18 protein-coding genes and 1 pseudogene are annotated in these 21,240 nt (G+C 61.0%); 11 read left to right on the top strand and 8 right to left on the bottom strand.

The genetic code is table 11. The annotated features are described in order from the left end of the window. The first annotated feature begins 185 nt into the window (after positions 1 to 185). The 10 genes from ACIP8I_RS06095 to pcaC all read left to right on the top strand — a co-directional run bounded on the left by ACIP8I_RS06095 (position 186) and on the right by pcaC (position 10,134). The gene (locus tag ACIP8I_RS06095; protein ID WP_400759491.1) at positions 186 to 1,532 is read left to right on the top strand and encodes an MFS transporter; all 1,347 of its coding nucleotides are present in this window, start codon (positions 186 to 188) and stop codon (positions 1,530 to 1,532) included. Positions 1,533 to 1,794: 262 nt separating this feature from the next. Beyond that, on the top strand, positions 1,795 to 2,652 hold the full coding sequence (locus ACIP8I_RS06090) for a CoA transferase subunit A (protein ID WP_226501527.1): 858 nt from the start codon (positions 1,795 to 1,797) through the stop codon (positions 2,650 to 2,652). Beyond that, entirely contained in the window at positions 2,652 to 3,431 is a 780-nt protein-coding gene (locus ACIP8I_RS06085; protein WP_400759489.1) for a CoA-transferase subunit beta, read from the top strand. The genes ACIP8I_RS06090 and ACIP8I_RS06085 overlap by 1 nt, the downstream gene beginning before the upstream one ends. Beyond that, entirely contained in the window at positions 3,428 to 4,633 is a 1,206-nt protein-coding gene (pcaF, locus tag ACIP8I_RS06080) for a 3-oxoadipyl-CoA thiolase (protein WP_400759486.1), read from the top strand. Before ACIP8I_RS06085 ends, pcaF begins: the two co-directional genes overlap by 4 nt. A gap of 36 nt (positions 4,634 to 4,669) precedes the next feature. Continuing rightward, positions 4,670 to 5,374: a protocatechuate 3,4-dioxygenase subunit beta gene (pcaH, locus tag ACIP8I_RS06075; RefSeq protein ID WP_025110743.1), complete on the top strand. Its 705-nt coding sequence runs from the start codon at positions 4,670 to 4,672 to the stop codon at positions 5,372 to 5,374. A gap of 1 nt (position 5,375) precedes the next feature. After that, the gene (gene pcaG / locus ACIP8I_RS06070) at positions 5,376 to 5,942 is read left to right on the top strand and encodes a protocatechuate 3,4-dioxygenase subunit alpha (protein WP_003222412.1); all 567 of its coding nucleotides are present in this window, start codon (positions 5,376 to 5,378) and stop codon (positions 5,940 to 5,942) included. A gap of 279 nt (positions 5,943 to 6,221) precedes the next feature. Further along, positions 6,222 to 7,517 carry an MFS family transporter gene (locus ACIP8I_RS06065; RefSeq protein ID WP_007963165.1) on the top strand — a complete coding sequence of 432 codons (1,296 nt, stop codon included), beginning with the start codon at positions 6,222 to 6,224 and terminating at the stop codon, positions 7,515 to 7,517. Between the two features lie 46 nt (positions 7,518 to 7,563). Continuing rightward, on the top strand, positions 7,564 to 8,928 hold the full coding sequence (locus ACIP8I_RS06060; RefSeq protein ID WP_400759484.1) for a 3-carboxy-cis,cis-muconate cycloisomerase: 1,365 nt from the start codon (positions 7,564 to 7,566) through the stop codon (positions 8,926 to 8,928). 11 nt (positions 8,929 to 8,939) lie between these two features. After that, positions 8,940 to 9,731, top strand: coding sequence for a 3-oxoadipate enol-lactonase (gene pcaD, locus ACIP8I_RS06055; RefSeq protein ID WP_400759481.1), 792 nt, complete (start codon positions 8,940 to 8,942; stop codon positions 9,729 to 9,731). Positions 9,732 to 9,741: 10 nt separating this feature from the next. Continuing rightward, positions 9,742 to 10,134: a 4-carboxymuconolactone decarboxylase gene (pcaC, locus tag ACIP8I_RS06050; RefSeq protein WP_400759478.1), complete on the top strand. Its 393-nt coding sequence runs from the start codon at positions 9,742 to 9,744 to the stop codon at positions 10,132 to 10,134. Positions 10,135 to 10,238: 104 nt separating this feature from the next. On the opposite strand, the gene ACIP8I_RS06045 is transcribed toward pcaC, so the two are convergent. From ACIP8I_RS06045 to ACIP8I_RS06025, 5 genes and pseudogenes are all read right to left on the bottom strand, one after another. After that, a complete protein-coding gene (locus ACIP8I_RS06045; protein WP_400759475.1) occupies positions 10,239 to 11,057 on the bottom strand; it encodes a methyltransferase domain-containing protein in 819 nt (272 codons plus the stop codon). Then, a complete protein-coding gene (locus ACIP8I_RS06040; RefSeq protein WP_400759474.1) occupies positions 11,054 to 11,434 on the bottom strand; it encodes a DUF1641 domain-containing protein in 381 nt (126 codons plus the stop codon). Before ACIP8I_RS06040 ends, ACIP8I_RS06045 begins: the two co-directional genes overlap by 4 nt. Before the next feature lie 26 nt (positions 11,435 to 11,460). Beyond that, positions 11,461 to 12,651 (bottom strand): FAD/NAD(P)-binding oxidoreductase, encoded by a 1,191-nt coding sequence (locus ACIP8I_RS06035; protein ID WP_400759472.1) that lies wholly within the window; start codon positions 12,649 to 12,651, stop codon positions 11,461 to 11,463. A gap of 182 nt (positions 12,652 to 12,833) precedes the next feature. Continuing rightward, on the bottom strand, positions 12,834 to 14,093 hold the full coding sequence (locus ACIP8I_RS06030; protein ID WP_400759470.1) for an OprD family porin: 1,260 nt from the start codon (positions 14,091 to 14,093) through the stop codon (positions 12,834 to 12,836). Between the two features lie 363 nt (positions 14,094 to 14,456). Beyond that, positions 14,457 to 14,627: pseudogene (locus ACIP8I_RS06025) on the bottom strand (multidrug transporter); the annotation flags it as partial. A 239-nt stretch (positions 14,628 to 14,866) separates the two neighbouring features. Between ACIP8I_RS06025 and ACIP8I_RS06020 the strand changes: the two are divergent. Next, positions 14,867 to 15,364 carry a hypothetical protein gene (locus ACIP8I_RS06020; RefSeq protein ID WP_400759467.1) on the top strand — a complete coding sequence of 166 codons (498 nt, stop codon included), beginning with the start codon at positions 14,867 to 14,869 and terminating at the stop codon, positions 15,362 to 15,364. An 80-nt stretch (positions 15,365 to 15,444) separates the two neighbouring features. Here the strand turns inward: ACIP8I_RS06020 and emhC are convergent, their stop codons facing one another. Genes emhC through emhA form a run of 3 tightly spaced genes read right to left on the bottom strand, consistent with a single transcriptional unit; the run spans position 15,445 to position 21,209 of the window. Further along, a complete protein-coding gene (emhC, locus tag ACIP8I_RS06015) occupies positions 15,445 to 16,905 on the bottom strand; it encodes an efflux RND transporter outer membrane subunit EmhC (RefSeq protein WP_007963178.1) in 1,461 nt (486 codons plus the stop codon). Then, a complete protein-coding gene (emhB, locus tag ACIP8I_RS06010; RefSeq protein ID WP_400759464.1) occupies positions 16,902 to 20,051 on the bottom strand; it encodes an efflux RND transporter permease subunit EmhB in 3,150 nt (1,049 codons plus the stop codon). Before emhB ends, emhC begins: the two co-directional genes overlap by 4 nt. 3 nt (positions 20,052 to 20,054) lie before the next feature. Continuing rightward, positions 20,055 to 21,209, bottom strand: coding sequence for an efflux RND transporter periplasmic adaptor subunit EmhA (emhA, locus tag ACIP8I_RS06005; protein ID WP_400759461.1), 1,155 nt, complete (start codon positions 21,207 to 21,209; stop codon positions 20,055 to 20,057). Between the last annotated feature and the right edge of the window lie 31 nt (positions 21,210 to 21,240).

Here is a 21,240-nt window from a genome sequence, read left to right as displayed (position 1 = left end):
CGGATTGTCGACTCCCATAATAATGACAAGAGGCAATTCATCATGCGCATGCTCCCCGACTGTCTCAGCCCCATTCCCTGTTGCCGGATTCACCGCAACATCTGATTTCAGCCTTCTATTCTTGTGACCGTGCCGCTCATTGGCCGGCCGCCGTTCGACTGCGTTTTTTGCGTGGAATAAAAATAATGAACCAGCCTCAGTCCGCTGTAGGTAACTGCCTCGACGTGCAGACCTTCATCAATGCCCAACCGATCTCGCGCTATCAGTGGCGCGTGGTGATCCTGTGTTTCTTGATCGTGTTTCTCGATGGCCTCGACACCGCCGCGATGGGCTTCATCGCGCCAGCGCTGTCCCAGGACTGGGGCATCGACCGCGCCAGCCTCGGCCCGGTGATGAGTGCCGCGTTGATCGGCATGGTCTTCGGTGCATTGGGTTCCGGCCCACTGGCTGACCGCTTCGGGCGCAAAGTGGTGCTGGTTGGCGCGGTGCTGCTGTTCGGCGCTTTCAGCCTGGCCTCGGCCTACAGCACCAACGTCGAGCAACTGCTGGTGTTGCGTTTCCTTACCGGCCTCGGTCTGGGCGCCGGCATGCCCAACGCCACCACGCTGCTCTCGGAATACACCCCGGAGCGCAAAAAGTCGTTGCTGGTGACCAGCATGTTCTGCGGCTTCAACCTCGGCATGGCCGGTGGCGGCTTCATTTCGGCGAAGCTGATCCCGGCGTTCGGCTGGCACAGCCTGTTGCTGATCGGCGGGATTCTGCCGCTGATCCTCGCGGTGGTGCTGCTGTTCTGGCTGCCGGAGTCGGCGCGTTTTCTGGTGGTGCGCAATCGCGGCACCGACAAAGTACGCAAGACCTTGTCGCCGATCGATCCGGTCACCGTCGCGCAGGCCTCGAGTTTCAGCGTGCCGGAACAGAAAACCGTCAAGGCGCGCAACGTGTTCGCGGTGATTTTCTCCGGCACCTACAGCGTCGGCACCTTGCTGCTGTGGCTGACCTACTTCATGGGCCTGGTCATCGTTTATCTGCTGACCAGTTGGCTGCCGACCCTGATGCGTGACAGCGGCGCGAGCATGGAGCAGGCAGCGTTCATCGGTGCGCTGTTCCAGTTCGGCGGGGTGTTGAGTGCGGTCGCTGTGGGTTGGGCGATGGACCGCTTCAATCCGCACAAGGTCATCGGCACGTTCTATCTGTTGGCCGGGGTGTTTGCCTACGCGGTGGGGCAGAGCCTGGGCAACATCACGCTGCTCGCGACCTTGGTGTTGGTGGCGGGTATGTGCGTCAACGGCGCGCAATCGGCGATGCCGTCGCTGGCGGCGCGGTTTTATCCGACCCAGGGGCGCGCGACCGGGGTCTCGTGGATGCTCGGGATTGGCCGCTTTGGCGCGATTCTTGGGGCGTGGATGGGGGCGACGTTGCTGGGGTTGGGCTGGAATTTCGAGCAGGTGCTGACGGCGTTGGTGATTCCGGCGGGGCTGGCGACGGCGGCGGTGGTGATCAAAGGCATGGTCAGTCATGCGGATGCGACCTGATATCGCGGTTTAAGCCGAAAAGATCGCAGCCTTCGGCAGCTCGTACATTGGAATGCGTACACCTGTAGGAGCTGCCGCAGGCTGCGATCTTTTGCCGACAACACAGAACGATAGGTTGATAACAATCTGTTCGATAAACGAACACTCAGTCGATTATCGGATTGTTTGGCGATTTTCAGCGGCTTAATCTGCAGTGACTCCGGCGCTGAACCTCGCGCCTTTTTATCACTGGCGATTCACTACAAAAACGGGAGCCTGCTCCATGGCCGAGATCCTTTCGCTGCACGCCGCGGTGAAGCAATTCGTCAACGACGGCGACACCGTCGCGCTCGAAGGCTTCACTCACCTGATCCCTACGGCGGCAGGTCATGAAATCATTCGTCAGGGCAAGAAAGATCTGACCCTGGTGCGGATGACGCCTGACCTGATCTACGACCAACTGATCGGTGCCGGTTGTGCGCGCAAGCTGATCTTTTCCTGGGGCGGCAACCCGGGTGTGGGTTCGTTGCACCGACTGCGCGACGCGGTCGAGAAACAATGGCCGCATGCGCTGGAAATCGAAGAGCACAGCCACGCCGACCTCGCCAATGCCTACGTCGCCGGCGCGTCCGGCCTACCGTTCGCCGTGCTGCGGGCCTACGCCGGTTCCGACTTGCCGAAGGTCAATCCGCTGATCAAAACGGTCACTTGCCCGTTCACCGGTGAAGTGCTGGCGGCGGTGCCGTCGGTACGTCCGGACGTGACCGTGATCCACGCACAGAAAGCCGACCGTCAGGGCAACGTGCTGCTGTGGGGCATTCTCGGGGTGCAGAAAGAAGCGGCACTGGCGGCCAAGCGCTGCATCGTCACCGTCGAGGAAATCGTCGACAACCTCAACGCCCCGATGAATGCCTGCGTGCTGCCGACCTGGGCTTTGAGCGCGGTCTGCCACGTTCCCGGTGGCGCGCATCCGTCCTACGCTCACGGTTACACCGAGCGTGACAATCGTTTCTATCAGGCGTGGGATCCGATCGCCCGTGACCGTGAGACGTTTACCGCGTGGATCAACGAATACATCCATGGCTGCGCTGACTTCAGCGAGTTCCAGGCCAAACTGGCTGCTGCTTCGGAGGCCAAGTAATGACTTACACCACCAATGAAATGATGACCGTCGCCGCGGCCCGTCGCCTGAAGAACGGTTCGGTGTGCTTCGTCGGCATCGGCCTGCCATCGAAAGCCGCCAACCTCGCGCGCCTGACGTCGTCGCCGGACGTGGTACTGATCTACGAATCCGGCCCGATTGGCGCCAAGCCCAGCGTGCTGCCGCTGTCGATCGGTGACGGCGAGTTGGCGGAAACTGCAGACACCGTCGTGCCGACCGGTGAGATTTTTCGCTACTGGCTGCAGGGCGGGCGCATCGACGTCGGTTTTCTCGGCGCGGCGCAGGTCGACCGTTTCGGCAACATCAACACCACGGTGGTCGGCGACTATCACGCACCGAAAGTACGCCTGCCGGGTGCCGGTGGCGCGCCGGAAATCGCCGGCTCGGCGAAAAGCGTGCTGATCATCCTCAAGCAGTCGGCGCGTTCGTTTGTCGACAAGCTCGACTTCATTACCTCGGTTGGTCACGGCGAGGGCGGCGATTCGCGCAAGCGTCTGGGCCTGCCGGGTGCCGGCCCGGTCGGGATCATCACCGACCTGTGCATCATGGAGCCGGAGGCGGACACTCACGAATTCGTGGTCACCGCACTGCACCCGGGGGTGAGCCGCGAGCAAGTGGTCGCTGCCACCGGTTGGGCGATCCGCTTTGCCGACAACGTTGAAACCACCGCTGCGCCGACCGAGGTTGAACTGACCGCGCTGCGCGATCTCGAAGCGCGCACCGCTGCGGCCCACGGCCAGGCACCGGGAGAAGCATGATGCGTGACGTGTATATCTGCGACGCGATTCGCACCCCCATCGGCCGTTTTGGCGGCGGTTTGTCCGCCGTGCGCGCCGATGATCTGGCCGCTGTGCCGATCAAGGCGCTGATGGAACGCAATCCCTCGGTGGACTGGAATGCAATCGACGAAGTGTTCCTCGGCTGCGCCAACCAGGCTGGCGAAGACAACCGCAACGTGGCGCGCATGGCGCTGCTGCTGGCGGGCCTGCCGGAGAGCGTGCCGGGGGTGACCCTCAACCGTCTCTGCGCTTCGGGCATGGACGCGATCGGCACGGCGTTCCGTGCCATTGCCAGTGGCGAGATGGAGCTGGCGATTGCCGGCGGCGTCGAGTCGATGTCCCGCGCGCCGTTCGTGATGGGCAAGGCGGACGCAGCGTTCTCGCGCAACATGAAACTGGAAGACACCACCATTGGCTGGCGGTTCATCAACCCGTTGATGAAAGCCCAGTACGGCGTCGATGCGATGCCGCAGACCGCCGACAACGTCGCTGACGACTATAAGGTTTCGCGTGCCGATCAGGACGCTTTCGCCCTGCGCAGTCAGCAACGCACGGCCGCTGCACAAGCGGCGGGCTACTTCGCCGAGGAAATCGTCGAAGTGCGGATCGTCCACAAGAAGGGCGAAACCGTGGTCAGCCAGGACGAACATCCGCGCGCCGACACCACGCTTGAAGCGCTGAGCAAACTCAAACCGGTCAACGGCCCGGACAAGACCGTCACCGCCGGCAACGCGTCCGGGGTCAACGACGGTGCTGCTGCGCTGATTCTCGCGTCGGCGGAAGCGGTGAAAAAACACGGCCTGACAGCACGGGCCAAAGTGCTGGGCATGGCCAGCGCCGGGGTTGCTCCACGGGTGATGGGCATCGGCCCGGTGCCAGCGGTGCGCAAACTGATCGAGCGTCTCGGCGTGGCGGTCAGCGATTTCGACGTGATCGAACTCAACGAAGCCTTCGCCAGCCAAGGCCTGGCGGTGCTGCGTGAGTTGGGTCTGGCGGATGATGCGCCGCAGGTCAACCCGAACGGTGGCGCGATTGCCTTGGGTCACCCGTTGGGCATGAGCGGCGCGCGACTGGTGCTGACGGCGCTGCATCAGCTGGAAAAGACCGGCGGCAAGAAAGGTCTGGCGACCATGTGCGTCGGCGTCGGGCAGGGTCTGGCCCTGGCCATCGAACGCGTCTGACGCACAGCTGCACGAATAAGAACTGAGGAAAGCGAAATGACTGACAAGCCTGGCTACCGTCGTCCGCAGGAAGGCACCCAGCCCGAGTACCTGCACCCGACGTATCAATCCACCAACCTGCGCTCGCCGTCCAAGCCGTTGGTGTTTCTGCCGCATTCGTTGTCGGAGATCACCGGCCCGACTATCGGTGCCGAACGCGTCGCCGAGAAAGACAACGACCTGACTGCTCAGCACGACGGCGAGCCATTGGGCGAGCGCATCATCATTCACGGCCGTGTGCTCGACGAAAACGGTCTGCCGGTGCCGGGGATTCTGGTGGAGATCTGGCAGGCCAACGCCGCCGGCCGCTACAACCACCAGCGTGATCTGCACGACGCGCCGCTGGACCCGAATTTTACCGGCACCGGCCGCACCGTGACCGACGCCGACGGCTGGTATCAGTTCCAGACCATCAAGCCCGGCGCCTATCCGTGGGGCAACCACCACAACGCGTGGCGTCCGGCGCACATCCATTTTTCGCTGTTCGGGCCGAGCATCCTCACCCGTCTGGTGACGCAGATGTATTTCCCCGGCGATCCGCTGCTGGCTTATGACCCGATCTACAACTGCGTGCCGGACACCTCCGCCAAGGAGCGTCTGATCGCCGCTTTCGATCTGGAAAAAACCATTCCGTCCTACGCCCTCGGCTATCGCTGGGACATCGTCTTGCGCGGCCGCGACGCCACGCCGATGGAGAAATAAGATGACGCTGACTGCCACCACGTCCCACACCGTCGGGCCGTACTACCACATCGGCCTGACCTGGCTGAACCGCGAAAACCTCGCGGTCGAACAAACCCTCGGCGAGCGCGTAGCGATCACCGGCCAGGTCGTTGACGGCAACGGCGATGTGGTCAACGACGCGATGCTCGAAGTCTGGCAGGCCAACGCCGCCGGCAAGTACGCGCACCCGGAAGACGAGCAGGACAAACCGCTGGATCCGCACTTCGAAGGTTTTGGCCGGGTGCCGGTGGACGCCGAAGGGCGCTTCCGTTTCACCACGATCAAACCGGGCACGGTCGAAGGCCTGAAGGGCTCGACCCAGGCGCCGCATCTGGTGGTGCTGGTGTTTGCCCGTGGGCTGGTCAAGCACTTGCTGACGCGGATCTACTTCGAAGGCGACCCGGCGAACGTCAATGATCCGCTGCTCGAATGTGTGCCCGCCGAGCGCCGCGGGACGTTGCTGGCGAAGCCGGATGCGGCGGGGGTGTATCAGTGGAATGTGATTTTGCAGGGCACTGAGGCGGAGACGGTGTTCTTCGATTATTAAAAGCAAAAGATCGCAGCCTGCGGCAGCTCCTACACAGAGCAACTGTTGATCTACCTGTGGCGAGGGAGCTTGCTCCCGCTGGCTTGCGAAGCAAGCCCAAATCCTGTGAATGCGGTGATTCATATCACCGTGTTTTCCGGTTTTACGACTGCTTCGCAGCCGAGCGGGAGCAAGCTCCCTCGCCACAGTGTCGTGCGGTGCCCTTGACGATGTATCCGTGGAACGGGACTGTTGCGAAGTGTGTCTAGACTCTCACCTGTCCCTTCAGAGTAAAAAACAATGACAACTACCACCGCTCATTACACCGGCGAGGAGCGCAGCAAGCGCATCTTCGCCATTGTCGGTGCCTCGTCCGGCAACCTTGTCGAATGGTTCGACTTCTACGTGTATGCCTTCTGCGCGATCTATTTCGCCCCGGCGTTTTTCCCCTCCGACAACCCCACGGTGCAACTGGTCAACACGGCCGGGGTGTTCGCTGCCGGGTTCCTGATGCGCCCGATCGGCGGCTGGATTTTCGGGCGGCTGGCGGACAAGAAGGGTCGCAAGACCTCGATGATGATTTCGGTGCTGATGATGTGCTTCGGCTCGCTGCTCATCGCCTGTCTGCCGACCTACGCCAGCATCGGCGTCTGGGCACCGCTGCTGTTGCTGTTCGCGCGACTGCTGCAAGGCCTGTCGGTGGGTGGCGAATATGGCACCACCGCGACCTACATGAGTGAAGTCGCGCTCAAGGGCCAGCGCGGCTTTTTCGCCTCGTTCCAGTACGTGACCCTGATCGGCGGCCAACTGCTGGCGGTGTTGCTGGTGGTGATCCTGCAGCAGTTCCTCAGCGAAGACGAATTGCGTGCCTACGGCTGGCGGATTCCGTTTGTGGTCGGTGCGGTGGCGGCGGTGATTTCGCTGTTCCTGCGCCGTTCGCTGAAAGAAACCACCAGTAAGGAAATGCGCGAGAACAAGGACGCCGGCAGCATCAGTGCACTGTTCCGCGATCACAAAGCGGCGTTCATCACCGTGCTCGGTTACACCGCCGGTGGCTCGCTGATTTTCTACACCTTCACCACGTACATGCAGAAGTATCTGGTGAACACCGCCGGTATGCACGCCAAGACCGCCAGCTACATCATGACCGGCGCGCTGTTCCTCTATATGTGCATGCAGCCGCTGTTCGGCATGCTCGCCGACAAGATCGGCCGACGTAATTCGATGCTCTGGTTCGGCGCGCTCGGCACGCTGTTCACCGTGCCGATTCTGTTGAGCCTGAAAAGCATCAGCAGCCCGATTCTGGCCTTTGTGCTGATCACCCTGGCGCTGGCGATCGTCAGTTTCTACACCTCGATCAGTGGCCTGGTGAAAGCCGAAATGTTTCCGCCGGAAGTCCGCGCCCTCGGCGTCGGTCTGGCCTACGCGGTGGCCAACGCGATCTTCGGCGGTTCGGCGGAATACGTGGCCCTGAGCCTGAAAGCCGGGGGCATGGAAAACGCGTTCTATTGGTACGTCACGGTGATGATGGCGGTGGCGTTCCTGTTCAGCCTGCGCCTGCCAAAACAGGCGGCGTATCTGCACCACGATCTGTAAACCGATGAGCGCGGGCCGCATTGACCCGCGCCGGCAAGGACTGTTTATGACTCAGCGACCGGGCAATCAATTGTTCGATGCCTATTTCACGGCCCGCGATATGCGCGAGGTGTTCTGCGATCAGGGCCGGGTGCAGGCGATGCTCGATTTCGAAGCGGCACTGGCCCGGGCCGAGGCGCGGGTCGGGGTAATTCCGGCGTCTGCCGTGGCACCGATTGCCGCCGCCTGCAATGCCGGTCTGTATGACTTCGCGGCGCTGGGCGAGGCGATTGCCACGGCCGGTAACTCGGCGATCCCACTGGTCAAGGCGTTGGGCAAGCAGATCGCTGCGAGCAGTGCCGAGGCCGAGCGTTATGTGCATCTGGGCGCCACCAGTCAGGACGTGATGGATTCCGGGCTGGTGCTGCAATTACGGCAGGCGCTGGAACTGATTGAAAGCGATCTGGCAGCGCTGGCCGATTCGCTCGCCACCCAAGCCCAACGGCATGCGGCGACTCCACTGGCCGGGCGCACCTGGCTGCAGCACGCCACACCGGTCACCCTCGGGATGAAGATCGCCGGTTGGCTCGGCGCGGTGACCCGCAGCCGTCAGCGTCTGCGCGAACTCAAGCCACGGCTGCTGGTGCTGCAATTCGGCGGTGCTTCCGGCACCCTCGCGGCGCTCGGCGAGCAAGCGCTGCCGATCGCCCAGGCGTTGGCCGAAGAGCTTCAACTGAGCTTGCCTGAACAACCGTGGCACACACAGCGGGATCGCATCGTCGAGTTCGGCGCGGTGCTCGGTTTGATCGCCGGCTGCCTCGGCAAACTCGGGCGCGACGTCAGTCTGTTGATGCAGACCGAAGCGGCGGAAGTGTTCGAGCCGTCGGCGCCGGGCAAGGGCGGTTCGTCGACCATGCCGCACAAACGCAATCCGGTCGGCGCGGCGGTGTTGATCGGCGCGGCGACACGGGTGCCGGGGCTGGTCTCGACGTTGTTCAGCGCCATGCCCCAGGAGCACGAACGCAGTCTCGGTCTGTGGCATGCCGAATGGGAAACCCTGCCGGAGATCTGCTGCCTGGTGTCAGGTGCGCTGCAACAGGCGCGCCTGCTGGCCGATGGTCTGGAAGTCGATGCCGAACGCATGGCGCGCAACCTCCAATTGACTCAAGGGCTGGTGCTGGCCGAAGCGGTGAGCATCGTCCTCGCCCAGCGGGTCGGCCGCGACACCGCACATCACCTGCTCGAACAATGCTGCAAACGCGCGGTGGCCGAACAGCGCCACCTGCGTGCGGTGCTCGGCGACGAGCCGCAAGTGACCGCCGAACTGAGCAGCGCTGAACTGGATCATCTGCTCGACCCTGCGCACTACCTCGGCCAGGCACAAGTCTGGGTCGAGCGCGCAGTGGCCGAACACAACGCATTGTCTGTCTGAAGGAGAGGGCTGTGGCTTTTGTTCAACTCGCCGATGGCGAACTGCACTATCAATGGGACGGCCCGGTCGATGCGCCGGTGTTGGTGCTGTCCAACTCGCTGGGCACCAATCTGCACATGTGGGACGCACAGATACCCGCGTTCACCGAGCACTTCCGGGTGCTGCGTTTCGACACCCGTGGTCACGGCCAGTCGCTGGTGACGCCGGGGCCGTACAGCATCGAGCAACTGGGCCGTGATGTGCTGGGGCTGCTGGATGCGCTGCACATCGAACGTGCGCATTTCTGCGGATTGTCGATGGGTGGCTTGATCGGTCAGTGGCTGGGGATCAATGCCGGTCATCGTCTGCACAAACTGATTGTGTGCAATACCGCCGCAAAAATTGGCGATCCATCGGTGTGGAACCCGCGCATCGAAACCGTGCTGCGTGATGGCCCGGCAGCGATGGTCGCGCTGCGTGATGCGTCGATTGCGCGCTGGTTTACTCCGGACTTTTCCGCGGCCAATCCGGCTGCAGCGAAGAAGATCACCGACATGCTCGCAGCCACTTCGCCGGAAGGTTATGCGGCCAATTGCGCGGCGGTGCGTGATGCCGATTTCCGTGAGCAACTGGCCTCGATCAACCTGCCGCTGCTGGTCATCGCGGGTACCGAAGATGCGGTAACGCCACCGTCTGGTGGGCATTTCATTCAGGAGCATGTGCGCGGCGCCGAGTACGCCGAGTTCCATGCCGCGCACCTGTCCAACGTGCAGGCCGGTGCCGATTTCAGTGATCGGGTGTTGGCGTTTCTGAACGCTCAGTGAGGGAAGATTTGTGGACGAGAAACAACGTTACGACGAAGGCCTGCAAGTGCGCCGTGCGGTGTTGGGCGATGCGCATGTCGATCGCAGCCTGACCACACTGACCGAGTTCAACTCGGAATTCCAGGAGATGATCACCCGCCACGCCTGGGGCGACATCTGGACGCGCCCGGGCCTGCCACGGCATACCCGCAGCCTGATCACCATCGCCATGCTGATCGGGATGAACCGCGAGGCCGAGCTGAAACTGCATTTGCGTGCGGCGGCCAACAACGGTGTGAGCCGGGGCGAGATCAAGGAAGTGATCATGCAGAGCGCGATTTATTGCGGGATCCCGGCGGCGAATGCGACGTTTCATCTGGCGGAGTCGGTGTGGGATGAGCTGGGCGTCGAATCCCGGGAGTGATGGTGCCTGAACTGACGCCATCGCGAGCAGGCTCACTCCTACAGATGAACGTGTTCCATTCTAGGAGTGAGCCTGCTCGCGATGGCGATACTTGTCGTGACACATCACACCTTGGCAACAATGAAAATCCGCTTGAACGGAAACAGCGTATGCCCGTTTTTCTCCGGCGGGTAATGCTCGTGCACCCGCATCAGGAAGTGATAGATAAACCGCGCCTGTTCCTCTGAATCCAGCGCCTGCATCACCGGCCGCAGCGCCGAAACCTTCACCCAGTCGTACACCGGTGACTTGCCGTCAACCACCTGCAATTGCTCGGTTTCCCAGATATCCAGCGACGTGGTCAGCGGCGCCAGCAAGCGGTAGTAGTCCTCCAGCGTCAACAACGGCCGCGCCGCCATGCGCCGGCGCAGTTCTGCTGTGCCGATGGGGGTGTGTCCCGGGCCGGCATCGTCGAGGGTGTCGAGCATCAATCGATACCACGGGGCATCGCGCCAGTCCGGCATGTGCGCCGCCAGACAGCCGCCGGGGTTGAGATGCCCCAGCAGGCGCGGCAGCAGCTGTTGATGATCGCCGATGAAATGCAGCACCGCCGCCGCGAGCAGCAGGTCGGCGGGTTGTCCGGGTTGCCAATCGAGCAGGTCGCACTCTTGCCATTGGGCGTTGATCGGCAGGCAACGAGCCTGATCAAGCATTTGCCGCGAGCTGTCGACTCCCAGCAACTGCGCACGCGGCCAGCGCTCGGCCAGCAACTGCGTGGCGATGCCGGTGCCACAGCCCAGGTCATAAATGCGTTTGGGGTCGTGCAGATCGACACGGTCGAGCAATTCGTGGACCGGGCGTTGCCTGAGACGGGAAAACTGCTGGTACGCCTTGGCGTCCCAGTGAGTGCAGGCGTTCCCTGCCGTTTCGAGTTTGGCGCTCATGAGGAGGTCCTCTCTGGCGGATACAGTTGTCGTCCAATGACGTTGAGGGTTTTCAGAACAACGGCCACGCCTTTGCGTGTGTCCTCTTCATTCAGCAGTTTGAGTAACGCCAGAGTGCCCGGCGCCTCTGACTGTGCCGATACTTCGGCTTTGGCCTTGCGCACTGCATTACTGACTGTCCAGGTGGCGGCAGTGCCGCTCTCGAACAATTGCGCGAGTTTTTCCACCATGGCCGTGTCGAGCAGATCGGCGATGTCGGAAACCAGTGAAAGCAGGTCGACAATATTCTCCAGGCGTCCGCCGTCGATTAACGGCTGCAGTTTTGCCATCAAGGCAGTGAACCCGGGCGTGGCTGACATTTCCTCGGGCATGTTCATGAGCAATCACTCCTCCCTGTGCAGGGTCAAAGCATTCCCCGGGCCACCGCCCAGTAAAGACCGCGATTGAAACCGTTTCTGAGCAGGCCGCCCAATTTGGTCGGGGGTGTCGGCAATACATCGTGGGTGTAGTCGTACCACAGTGGCATCCCGGCATTCAGGCCCATTTGTGCTACCGCCTGTACCCGACCGTCGTATACCGAGTTGGGTGCGCCAAGACGGATCTGGGCGGTGATGTTGTTGGCGATCACCGGCGCCTGGTTATGACAGGCGCCGCCGGCCTTGCTGACCGGCAGATCGACGGTGTCGCCGATCACGTAGACATTCTCCAGGCCGTAGACCTGCAGCGTTTCGTGATTGGTCGGCAGCCATCCTTCATCATTGGCGGCTTGTGAGATGCCGCATTCACGCACCACCTCGACGGCCTGGATTGGCGGAGTAGCCATCAGGATATCGAAGGGTTGCGCATCGCCCTCGGCCGAGTAGGCGACTTTTGCATCGGGATCCACATGGCTCAGGGTGAAGCCGCGCTGAAATTGAATGTTTTTCCGGGCAAAAATGCTCGGCAGGATTTCACCCGTGGGACGCTGCAAGAACAGACAATTGCGCAATAGCTGGGCAACCGTCGGGTAGGTGTAGATGATTTCCACTTGCTCGCGAACGCCCCGGCGACGCAACAAATCATCCAGCATCAATGTCGTTTCCACGGGCGCGATTCCGCATTGGTGCGGGACGTTCGGTGTTTGCGGGAAGGACACGGTAATGAAAATCCGGCCTTTTTCGATGCTGTTCAGGCGTTGCGCCAGCTGCCGGGCAGGAAGGTATTGATAGAAGTGGTCGCCGGCTTCTTGCAGACCCGCGATGCGTTCCGGCGCCGGTACGCAACCGGTGGCGATCACCAGAAAATCATAGTCGAAGCGCTTGCCGGTTCGGGTGCGCAATTGCTGCCCGGAAAAGTCGAAACGGGTGACTTCTTCAACGTGGAAACTGATTTCCGGGCGCAACAATGAGCGTTCCGGACGTTTGAGTTCCTCTTCGAAGAACTGACTGAACGCCACGTACATGAACGCAGGTTTGTAGTAATGATCGGGGGAACTGGACAGCAATGTGATCGAGACGTCGCCGCGTAGAACTTCGGGATACAGCTTGCCGACCAGTTGATTGGCCAGCATGGTTCCACCTACACCGCCACCGACGATAACTATTCGCTTGCTCATACCTGACCTCCGTGGCCAAGGCAGCTTCGCGTACAGCATCCGGAGATAACGGAAGAAAACTAAGGGCTCCTACAGCAGGCTGGAGAATTTACACACTCTGTTGACTGTATCTGCGCCTCGACAAATCGCCAGTCCGGGCTGACCAGTGGTTGATGCCGGCGCCGTAGCGCCGGCGTGCGGGTTCAGAGCAGGCTGATCGGATAGCTGATGATCAGACGGTTTTCGTCGAACTCGTTGTTGCTGAAGTCGCGGCGCAGGGTCGAGTTGCGCCAGCGTACGTTGAGGTCGCGCAGGGTGCCGCTCTGCACGGTGTAGCCCAGTTCCGATTCGCGGCCCCACTCCTTGCCATCGGTGATGGTTCCGGTGTGCACGTTGTCGCCGCTGATGTAGCGGTTCATCAGGGTCAGGCCGGGGATGCCCAGGGCGGCGAAGTTGTAGTCGTGGCGCACCTGCCAGGATCGCTCCTGAGCGTTGTCGTAGCTGGAGTTGTAACTGTCGTTGGCCAGGGTGCCGCCGCTGGTGCCGTTGACGCGCATCCAGGCGCTGTCGCCGGTGAGTTTTTGCAGGCCGACGTAGAAGGTGTTGCCGCCGTAGCGAGCCGAGAACATCCCCGACCAGGTCTTGTTGTCGAGTTCGCCAGCGCGGGCGCTGCCATCGTCCTTGCCGTAGAAGAAGCCCAGGTTGGCGCCCAGCGTCCAGTCGCCGAGTGGCTGGCTGTGTGTCAGGTTGAGGTATTGCTGGCTGTAGATGTCCTTGAGTTCGGCGTTCCACAGGCCGATCTGCGTGCGTTTTTCGTTGAACTGGTATTCACCGCCCTTAAAGTTGAAGCGATCGGAGGTGAACGCCGCTTTGCCGAACATCGACATGTCGCTCATGCTGCTGTCATCGCGCGGGCTGTTGGCGCGGAACTGCCCGCCATACAGGGTCAGACCGTTGATCTCCTTCGAGGTGATCTGCCCGCCACGGAAGGTTTGCGGCAGCGAGCGGCCATCGTCCGAGCGCAGGATCGGCAGCACCGGCATCCATTCGCCGACCTTCACTTCGGTCTGAGAGAGCTTGGCCTTGAACGCGACGTTGGTGCGGCCGAAGTTGTCCGCCGGCCGCCCGTCGTGATCCAGCGGCAGCAGTTGCGTGCCACCGGTGCCTTTGCCGCCATCGAGCTTTACCGAGTACAGGCCGAGCACGTCCATGCCGAAGCCGACGGTGCCCTGGGTAAAGCCGGATTTGGCATCAAGGATGAAGTTCTGCGTCCACTCTTCAGCCTTGCCCTGAGCCTTGGTCGGATTGGTGAAGTTGCGGTTGATGTAGAAGTTGCGCAGGTTCAGGTTGGCGCTGGCGCCTTCGACAAAACCGGCTTCTTCGGCAGCGGCGGGCAAGGCGACGCCGGTCAGGGCCAGGGCGATCAGGCCGGGGAATGCGTACGGCGCGGTTGGATGAGTCATCGCAGGGTCTCTTGTTATTTTTTTAGGGCGAACGGGTTCGTTGCGCCGCTTTCGGGGCGGGCAAGAAATTGCAGATTCAGGGATAAGGCGGTGGTGATCAGCCGGGCGAGGCAGGGCGCGTGAGCATGGTGTCGAACCTGTTGTTATTGGTGTTGTGGAGCGAATGGTGCGGGGCGCGGTGGGCGGGATTCAATCGGTGAAAGCGGGTTTTGGGCGATTATCGAACAGCAAAAGATCGCAGCCTCGGTAGCTCCTACAGGGGAAACGCATTTCAAATGCAGGAGCTGCCGAAGGCTGCGATCTTTTGATTTTCAGGCAACAAAAAGCCCGCCAAATGGTGGGCTCCTTGTGTTCACCGGATGATCAGAACAGCTTCATCTTCGGCGCTTCTTCTTTCAGCGGTTCGTTCTGCGCGGTCTGCGCATTCCAGCCACCGCCCAGGGCCTTGTACAGGTTGACCGCACTGGTCAGCTGCGCGAGGCGGTCGGTGATCAGTGCCTGTTGCGCGCTGAACAACTGACGCTGGGCGTCGCATGTGAATTTCAGTACCAACGTTGTGCCCCGGATGTAGCGGCTTTTGCAAATCTCTGAATATTCTGAACTTGTTGGGCGCGGCGATTGCAGAAAGTGGCACCAGGAGTTTTTGCTTTCTATAAAATATTTCATGCTGATTGCAGTGGTATAAAAAAGTCAACTGTCAGTAGTGACAGTTGTGCGTGAGAGAGAAAGTGGCGTAAATTTTTTGCTCTTGTTATGGAAGGGAAGGGCTTGTTATGAAAGGTTCGAGTGGTGTTGATGTTGGTGAAGTTAAAAAATTTGGTGAAAATTTAAAGCTGGTAAAATCTACAAGTGGGTTCATTGAACTTCGTGTCAAGCGAGAGGGGCAGGAGGATGAAAAGCTGCAGACGGGATGGTTCAACTTCTATATTGAGAGTTGGCGTACTGTAGTTGAGGCCTACTTTGGGGAGGATACGGACGCCAGAGTACCAGCAGTCATGCTGCTGGCTAATCATAAGTTGCAAAAAAAGACCTACGAAATTAAGAATCCTTTCGACGACGACTGGGAAGTTTGCGCTATGTTTGGAACCGGAAGGCCGAATGGAGGAATTAGTGGGGATGCATTTGGTAAGGGCATACTGAAAGTTCACGGCATCGTTGATAATGACGTGAAGCAACGCATTGATGGAACTTTTTCGTTTAATTATGTAGATCGTGATGGGCAGGTAGTAAAAGTAGAAGCTGATGATTTTTGGGCTGAGTTTGAATATTGATATTTCTGAACGTTTGTTGAGAGATTCTTTCATGCAAAAAAAAGCCCGCCTGGATAGCGGGCTTTTTTCTCAACCAAAGATCAAAACAGCTTCATCTTCGGCGCTTCTTCTTTCAGCGGTTCGTTCTGCGCGGTCTGCGCATTCCAGCCGCCACCCAGAGCCTTGTACAGGTTGACCGCACTGGTCAGCTGCGCGAGGCGGTCGGTGATCAGTGCCTGTTGCGCACTGAACAACTGACGCTGGGCGTCGAGGAAGGTCAGGTTGCTGTCGACACCGATGCGATAACGACGCTCGGCCAGGCGGTAGTAATCCTGGTTGGCCGCGACGAAGTCACGCTGCGCCTGCAGCTGCTCGGTGTAGGTCTGGCGCGCGGCCAGGCCGTCGGCGACTTCCTGGAAGGCGGTTTGAATCGACTTCTCGTAGTTCGCCACGCCAATGTCCTTCTGGATCTTGGCGTAGTCGAGGCTGGCGCGCAGGCTGCCGGCGTTGAAGATCGGCAGGTTGATCTGTGGCTGGAACAGCCAGGTACCCGAGCCGCCCTTGAACAGACCGGACAGGTCCGGGCTCAGGCTGCCCGCGTTGGCGGTCAGGCTGATGCTCGGGAAGAACGCTGCACGGGCGGCGCCGATGTTGGCGTTGGCCGCTTTCAGGTTGTACTCGGCTTGCAGGATGTCCGGACGACGCTGCAGCAGGTCCGAAGGCAGACCGGCCGGTACATCGCTCAGCAGGTCATCCGACAGCGGTTTGGCCGCTTGCAGATTGGCCGGGATGCCGGTGCCGAGCAGCAGGGTCAGGCTGTTTTCGTCCTGAGCCACCTGACGGGTGTACTTGGCCAGTTGCGCCCGGGCGTTTTCCACCGAGGTACGCGACTGCGCCAGGTCCAGCGCCGAGGCCACACCGACTTCGTTGCTGCGGCTGGTCAGCTTGTAGCTTTCTTCAAAGGCACCGAGGGTGTCTTGCGTCAGCTTGAGCAGTTCCTTGTCGGCCTGCCAGGTCATGTACGCGTTGGCCACGCTGGCCACCAGACTGATCTGCGTGCTGCGGCGCGCTTCTTCGGTGGCGAAGTATTGTTGCAGCGCTTGTTCGCTCAGGCTGCGCACCCGACCGAACAGGTCGAGTTCGTAGGCGCTGATGCCGACGGTCGCGGTGTAGGAGCTGGTGATGCCCGCTTCACCGGTCTGCGAAGCCCGTGCCGGAACGCGCTGGCGACTGCCGGTGGCGTTCGCCGAAACGGCCGGGAACAGGTCGGCACGCTGGATGCGGTACTGAGCCGCATAGGCGTCGATGTTCAACGCCGCGACACGCAGGTCGCGGTTGTTTTCCAGCGATACCTGGATCAGTTGCTGCAGGGCCGGGTCATGGAAAAACTGCTTCCAGCCCTGCTCGGCAGCGGCTTGCGCCGGTGCCTGGGCCGGCGAGTAAGCCGGGCCCTGCGGGAACTGGTTCGCAACCGGTGCTTCTGGTCGCTGATAGTCAGGAATCAGCGAACAACCGCTCAGCACGAAGGCGGCGACTGCGATGGAGAGTAGCGACTTGCTCATTGGCCAGCCTCTTTAGGAGTTTCAGTCGTCTCATCCTGGTCGGCGATTTTACGCTGGCCCATGGACGAAACCGTGACGAAGAACAGTGGGACCCAGAAGATCGCCAGAATCGTAGCCGTGAGCATACCGCCAATCACGCCCGTACCGATCGCATGCTGGCTGCCCGAACCTGCGCCAGTGGAGATAGCCAACGGTACTACACCGAGGACGAACGCCAGCGAGGTCATGATGATCGGTCGCAGACGCATGCGGCACGCTTCGATCGCCGCATCGCGCAGACTGCGCCCTTGTTCATGCAGCTCCTTGGCGAACTCGACGATCAGAATGGCGTTTTTAGCCGCAAGACCGATGGTCGTCAACAGGCCCACCTGGAAGTACACGTCGTTGGACAGCCCACGCAGGCTGGTGGCCATCAACGCACCGATGATCCCCAGTGGTACCACGAGCATGACCGCAATCGGAATCGACCAGCTTTCATACAGCGCCGCCAGACACAGGAACACCATCAGCAGCGACAGGGCGTACAGCGCTGGCGCCTGCGAGCCGGACAGACGTTCCTCGTAGGACAGACCGGTCCAGGAGATACCGACACCGGCCGGCAGCTTCTTGGCAATCGCTTCGACTTCGGCCATCGCTTCACCGGTGGAGTAACCCGGCGCCGGAGACCCGAGAATCTCCATCGCTTCCACACCGTTGTAACGCGCCAGTTTCGGCGAGCCGTAGATCCACTCGCCCTTGGCGAATGCGGAGAACGGCACCATGGTCCCGGCGCTGTTGCGCACGTACCACTTCTTCAAGTCTTCCGGGCTCATCCGCGAGCCGGCCTGGCCCTGGATGTACACCTTCTTGACGCGACCGCGGTCGATGAAGTCGTTGACGTAGCTACTACCGAAGGAGATCGACAGGGTGCTGTTGATGTCGGAAATGCTCACGCCCAGGGCGCGGGCCTTCGCATCGTCGATTTCCAGATGATATTGCGGCTCGTCGTTCAGCCCGTTCGGACGCACCTGGTAGAGCACCTTGCTCTGCGCAGCCATGCCGAGGAACTGGTTACGCGCTTCCATCAGTTTTTCGTGACCGATACCGGCGCGGTCCTGCAGGAACACGTCGAAACCGGTGGCGTTACCCAGCTCCAGTACTGCCGGCGGAGCAAAGGCGAACACCATCGCATCGCGGAAGCTGAAGAAGTGCTGCTGGGCGCGCTGGGCCAGGGCAAACACGCTGTTGTTCGAATCACGTTCGTGCCACGGCTTGAGCATGATGAACGCCAGACCCGAGCTCTGCCCACGACCGGCGAAGTTGAAGCCGTTCACGGTGAACACCGACGCCACTGCGCCCGCTTCCTTATCCAGCAGATAGGAACGCATTTCGTCGATCACGACTTGCGTACGTTCGGCGCTGGAGCCGGCCGGGGTCTGCACCTGAGCGAACAGTACGCCCTGGTCTTCTTCCGGCAGGAACGCGGTCGGAATGCGGGTGAACAGCCAGATCATTCCGACCACGATCAGGACGTAGGCCAGCAGGTAAGGCGCTTTGCGCGACAGCATGTTGCCGACACCGCGCTCGTAGCTTTTCACGCCACGGTCGAAGCTGCGGTTGAACCAGCCGAAGAAACCTTTTTTCGGCGTGCCGTGCTCGCCTTTCGGGATGGCCTTGAGCATGGTGGCGCACAGTGCCGGGGTGAAGATCAGGGCAACCATCACCGACAGGGCCATGGCCGAGACGATGGTGATCGAGAACTGCTTGTAGATCACACCGGTGGAGCCGCTGAAGAACGCCATTGGCAGCAGTACCGCCGACAGAACCAGCGCGATACCGACCAGAGCGCCCTGGATCTGGCCCATGGACTTTTTGGTCGCTTCCTTCGGTGACAAGCCTTCTTCGCTCATCACCCGCTCGACGTTCTCCACCACGACGATGGCGTCGTCCACCAGCAAGCCGATGGCCAGCACCATACCGAACATGGTCAGGGTGTTGATGCTGAAGCCGAACGCCGCGAGGATGCCGAAGGTACCGAGCAATACCACCGGCACGGTCATCGTGGTGATGACCGTGGCGCGGAAGTTCTGCAGGAACAGGAACATCACCAGGAACACCAGCACGATCGCTTCGACCAGGGTTTCAACCACACCCTTGATCGATTCGGTCACCACCGGGGTGGTGTCGTACGGGAATACCACTTCCATGCCTTGCGGGAAGAACGGCTTGAGTTCGTCAATCGTCTTGCGCAGCGCCTTGGCGGTGTCGAGGGCGTTGGCGCCGTTGGCCAGTTTTACCGCCAGACCGGACGATGGCTTGCCGTTGAACTGCGCCGAGATGGTCGAGTTTTCGCCACCCAGACCAACGTCAGCGACATCGCCGATGTGCACTTGCGAACCGTCCTGGTTGACCTTCAGCAGAATCGCCTTGAACTGCTCGGCGGTCTGCAGACGGGTCTTGCCGATGATCGTGGCGTTCAACTGCTGGCCAGGCAGCGCCGGCAGACCGCCGAGCTGACCGGAAGACACCTGAACGTTCTGCGCCGAGATCGCGCTGCTGACATCAGCCGGAGTCAGGTTGTACTTGTTCAGCTTGGCCGGGTCGAGCCAGATGCGCATCGCGTACTGGGCACCGAAGACCTGGAAGTCACCGACACCGGCGGTCCGCGAGATCGGGTCCTGCATGTTCGACACGATGTAGTTGGACAGGTCGTCGTTGGTCATGCTGCCGTCACGCGACACCACGCCGATCACCAGCAGGAAGTTCTTCCCTGCCTTGGTCACGCGGATACCCTGTTGCTGAACTTCCTGCGGCAGCAGCGGGGTGGCCAGGTTCAGCTTGTTCTGAACCTGAACCTGCGCGGTGTCGGAGTTGGTGCCTTGCTCGAATGTCGCGGTGATGGTCATGCTGCCGTCGGAGTTACTTTCCGAGGACACATAACGCAGGTTGTCGATACCGTTGAGCTGCTGTTCGATCACCTGGACCACGGTGTCCTGAACCGTCTGTGCCGAAGCACCCGGGTAGGTTACGGAGATCGCGATGGCCGGAGGCGCAATGCTCGGGTACTGGTTGATCGGCAATTTCAGGATCGATAGAGCCCCGACCAACATGATCACCAGGGCAATTACCCAGGCGAAAATCGGACGGTCGATAAAAAATTTCGACATGAGTTACTCCCCTTTGCCGCCAGCGGCTTTGTCAGCTGCTTGAGCGGGGGCCGGGTTCTTGGCTACGTTGGTCGCTTCGGTCGGATTGACCTGAACACCTGGGCGAACGTACTGCAGACCTTCGGTGATCAGACGATCGCCGGCTTTCAGGCCATCCTCGATCAGCCACTGGCTGCCGACGGTACGGCTGGCCTTGAGCTGACGCAGTTCAACCTTGTTGTCCGCGCCGACAACCAGTGCGGTCGGCGTACCTTTGAGGTCGCGGGTCACGCCTTGCTGCGGCGCCAGAATGGCCGCGGCGTTGACACCGGCCTGCAACTGGGCACGGACGAACATGCCTGGCAGCAGGGTGTGATCCGGGTTCGGGAACACGGCGCGCAAGGTCACGGAACCGGTAGTCGGATCCACCGATACTTCGGAGAATTCCAGCTTGCCGTCGAGCTTGTACTGGCTGCCGTCTTCCAGGGTCAGCTTGACCGCTGCCGAGTTGTCGCCGGCCTTCTGCAGACGACCGCTTTCCAGCTCGCGGCGCAGTTCGAGCAGTTCAACCGAGGACTGGGTGACGTCGACGTAGATCGGGTCCAGTTGCTGGATCGTCGCCATCGCGTCGGCCTGACCATTGCTGACCAGCGCGCCTTCGGTCACCGAAGAACGGCCAATGCGGCCGGAGATCGGCGCGTAGACCTTGGTGTATTTCACGTTGATCTGCGCGCTCTGCAGCGACGCTTCCGATTCCATGCGATTGGCCACGGCGGTGTCGTATTCCTGGCGGCTCACGGCCTGCTCGTCGACCAGTTGCTTGTAGCGGTCAGAGATCGACTTGGTCGAACGCAGGTTGGCTTCTGCGCTTTTCAGGGTCGCTTCATAGACTGCCGGATCGATCTGATATAGCTGCTGGCCGGCTTTGACGTCGCCGCCTTCCTTGAACAGACGCTTGAGAATGATGCCGTTGACCTGTGGTCGAACTTCAGCGATGCGATACGCACTGGTGCGCCCCGGCAGTTCCGACGTGAGGGTGAACGCTTGTGGTTGCAGGGTGACGACGCCGACCTGAGGAGGCGGAGCGGCTGGGGCCGCTTCTTCCTTTTTACATCCGCTGAGCAGCGATGCCAGGGCGACGGCAGTGACCAGAGCGGTAACAGCTGGCTTGAATTGCATGAAGATCCTCGGGTCAGGCGCGCACATTGCG

It is taken from the genome of Pseudomonas sp. NPDC088414, from assembly GCF_044753325.1.
Classification (GTDB): domain Bacteria; phylum Pseudomonadota; class Gammaproteobacteria; order Pseudomonadales; family Pseudomonadaceae; genus Aquipseudomonas.
The sequence above is the reverse complement of the archived record's forward strand: the minus strand, read 5'-3'. Positions and strand labels throughout refer to the sequence as shown.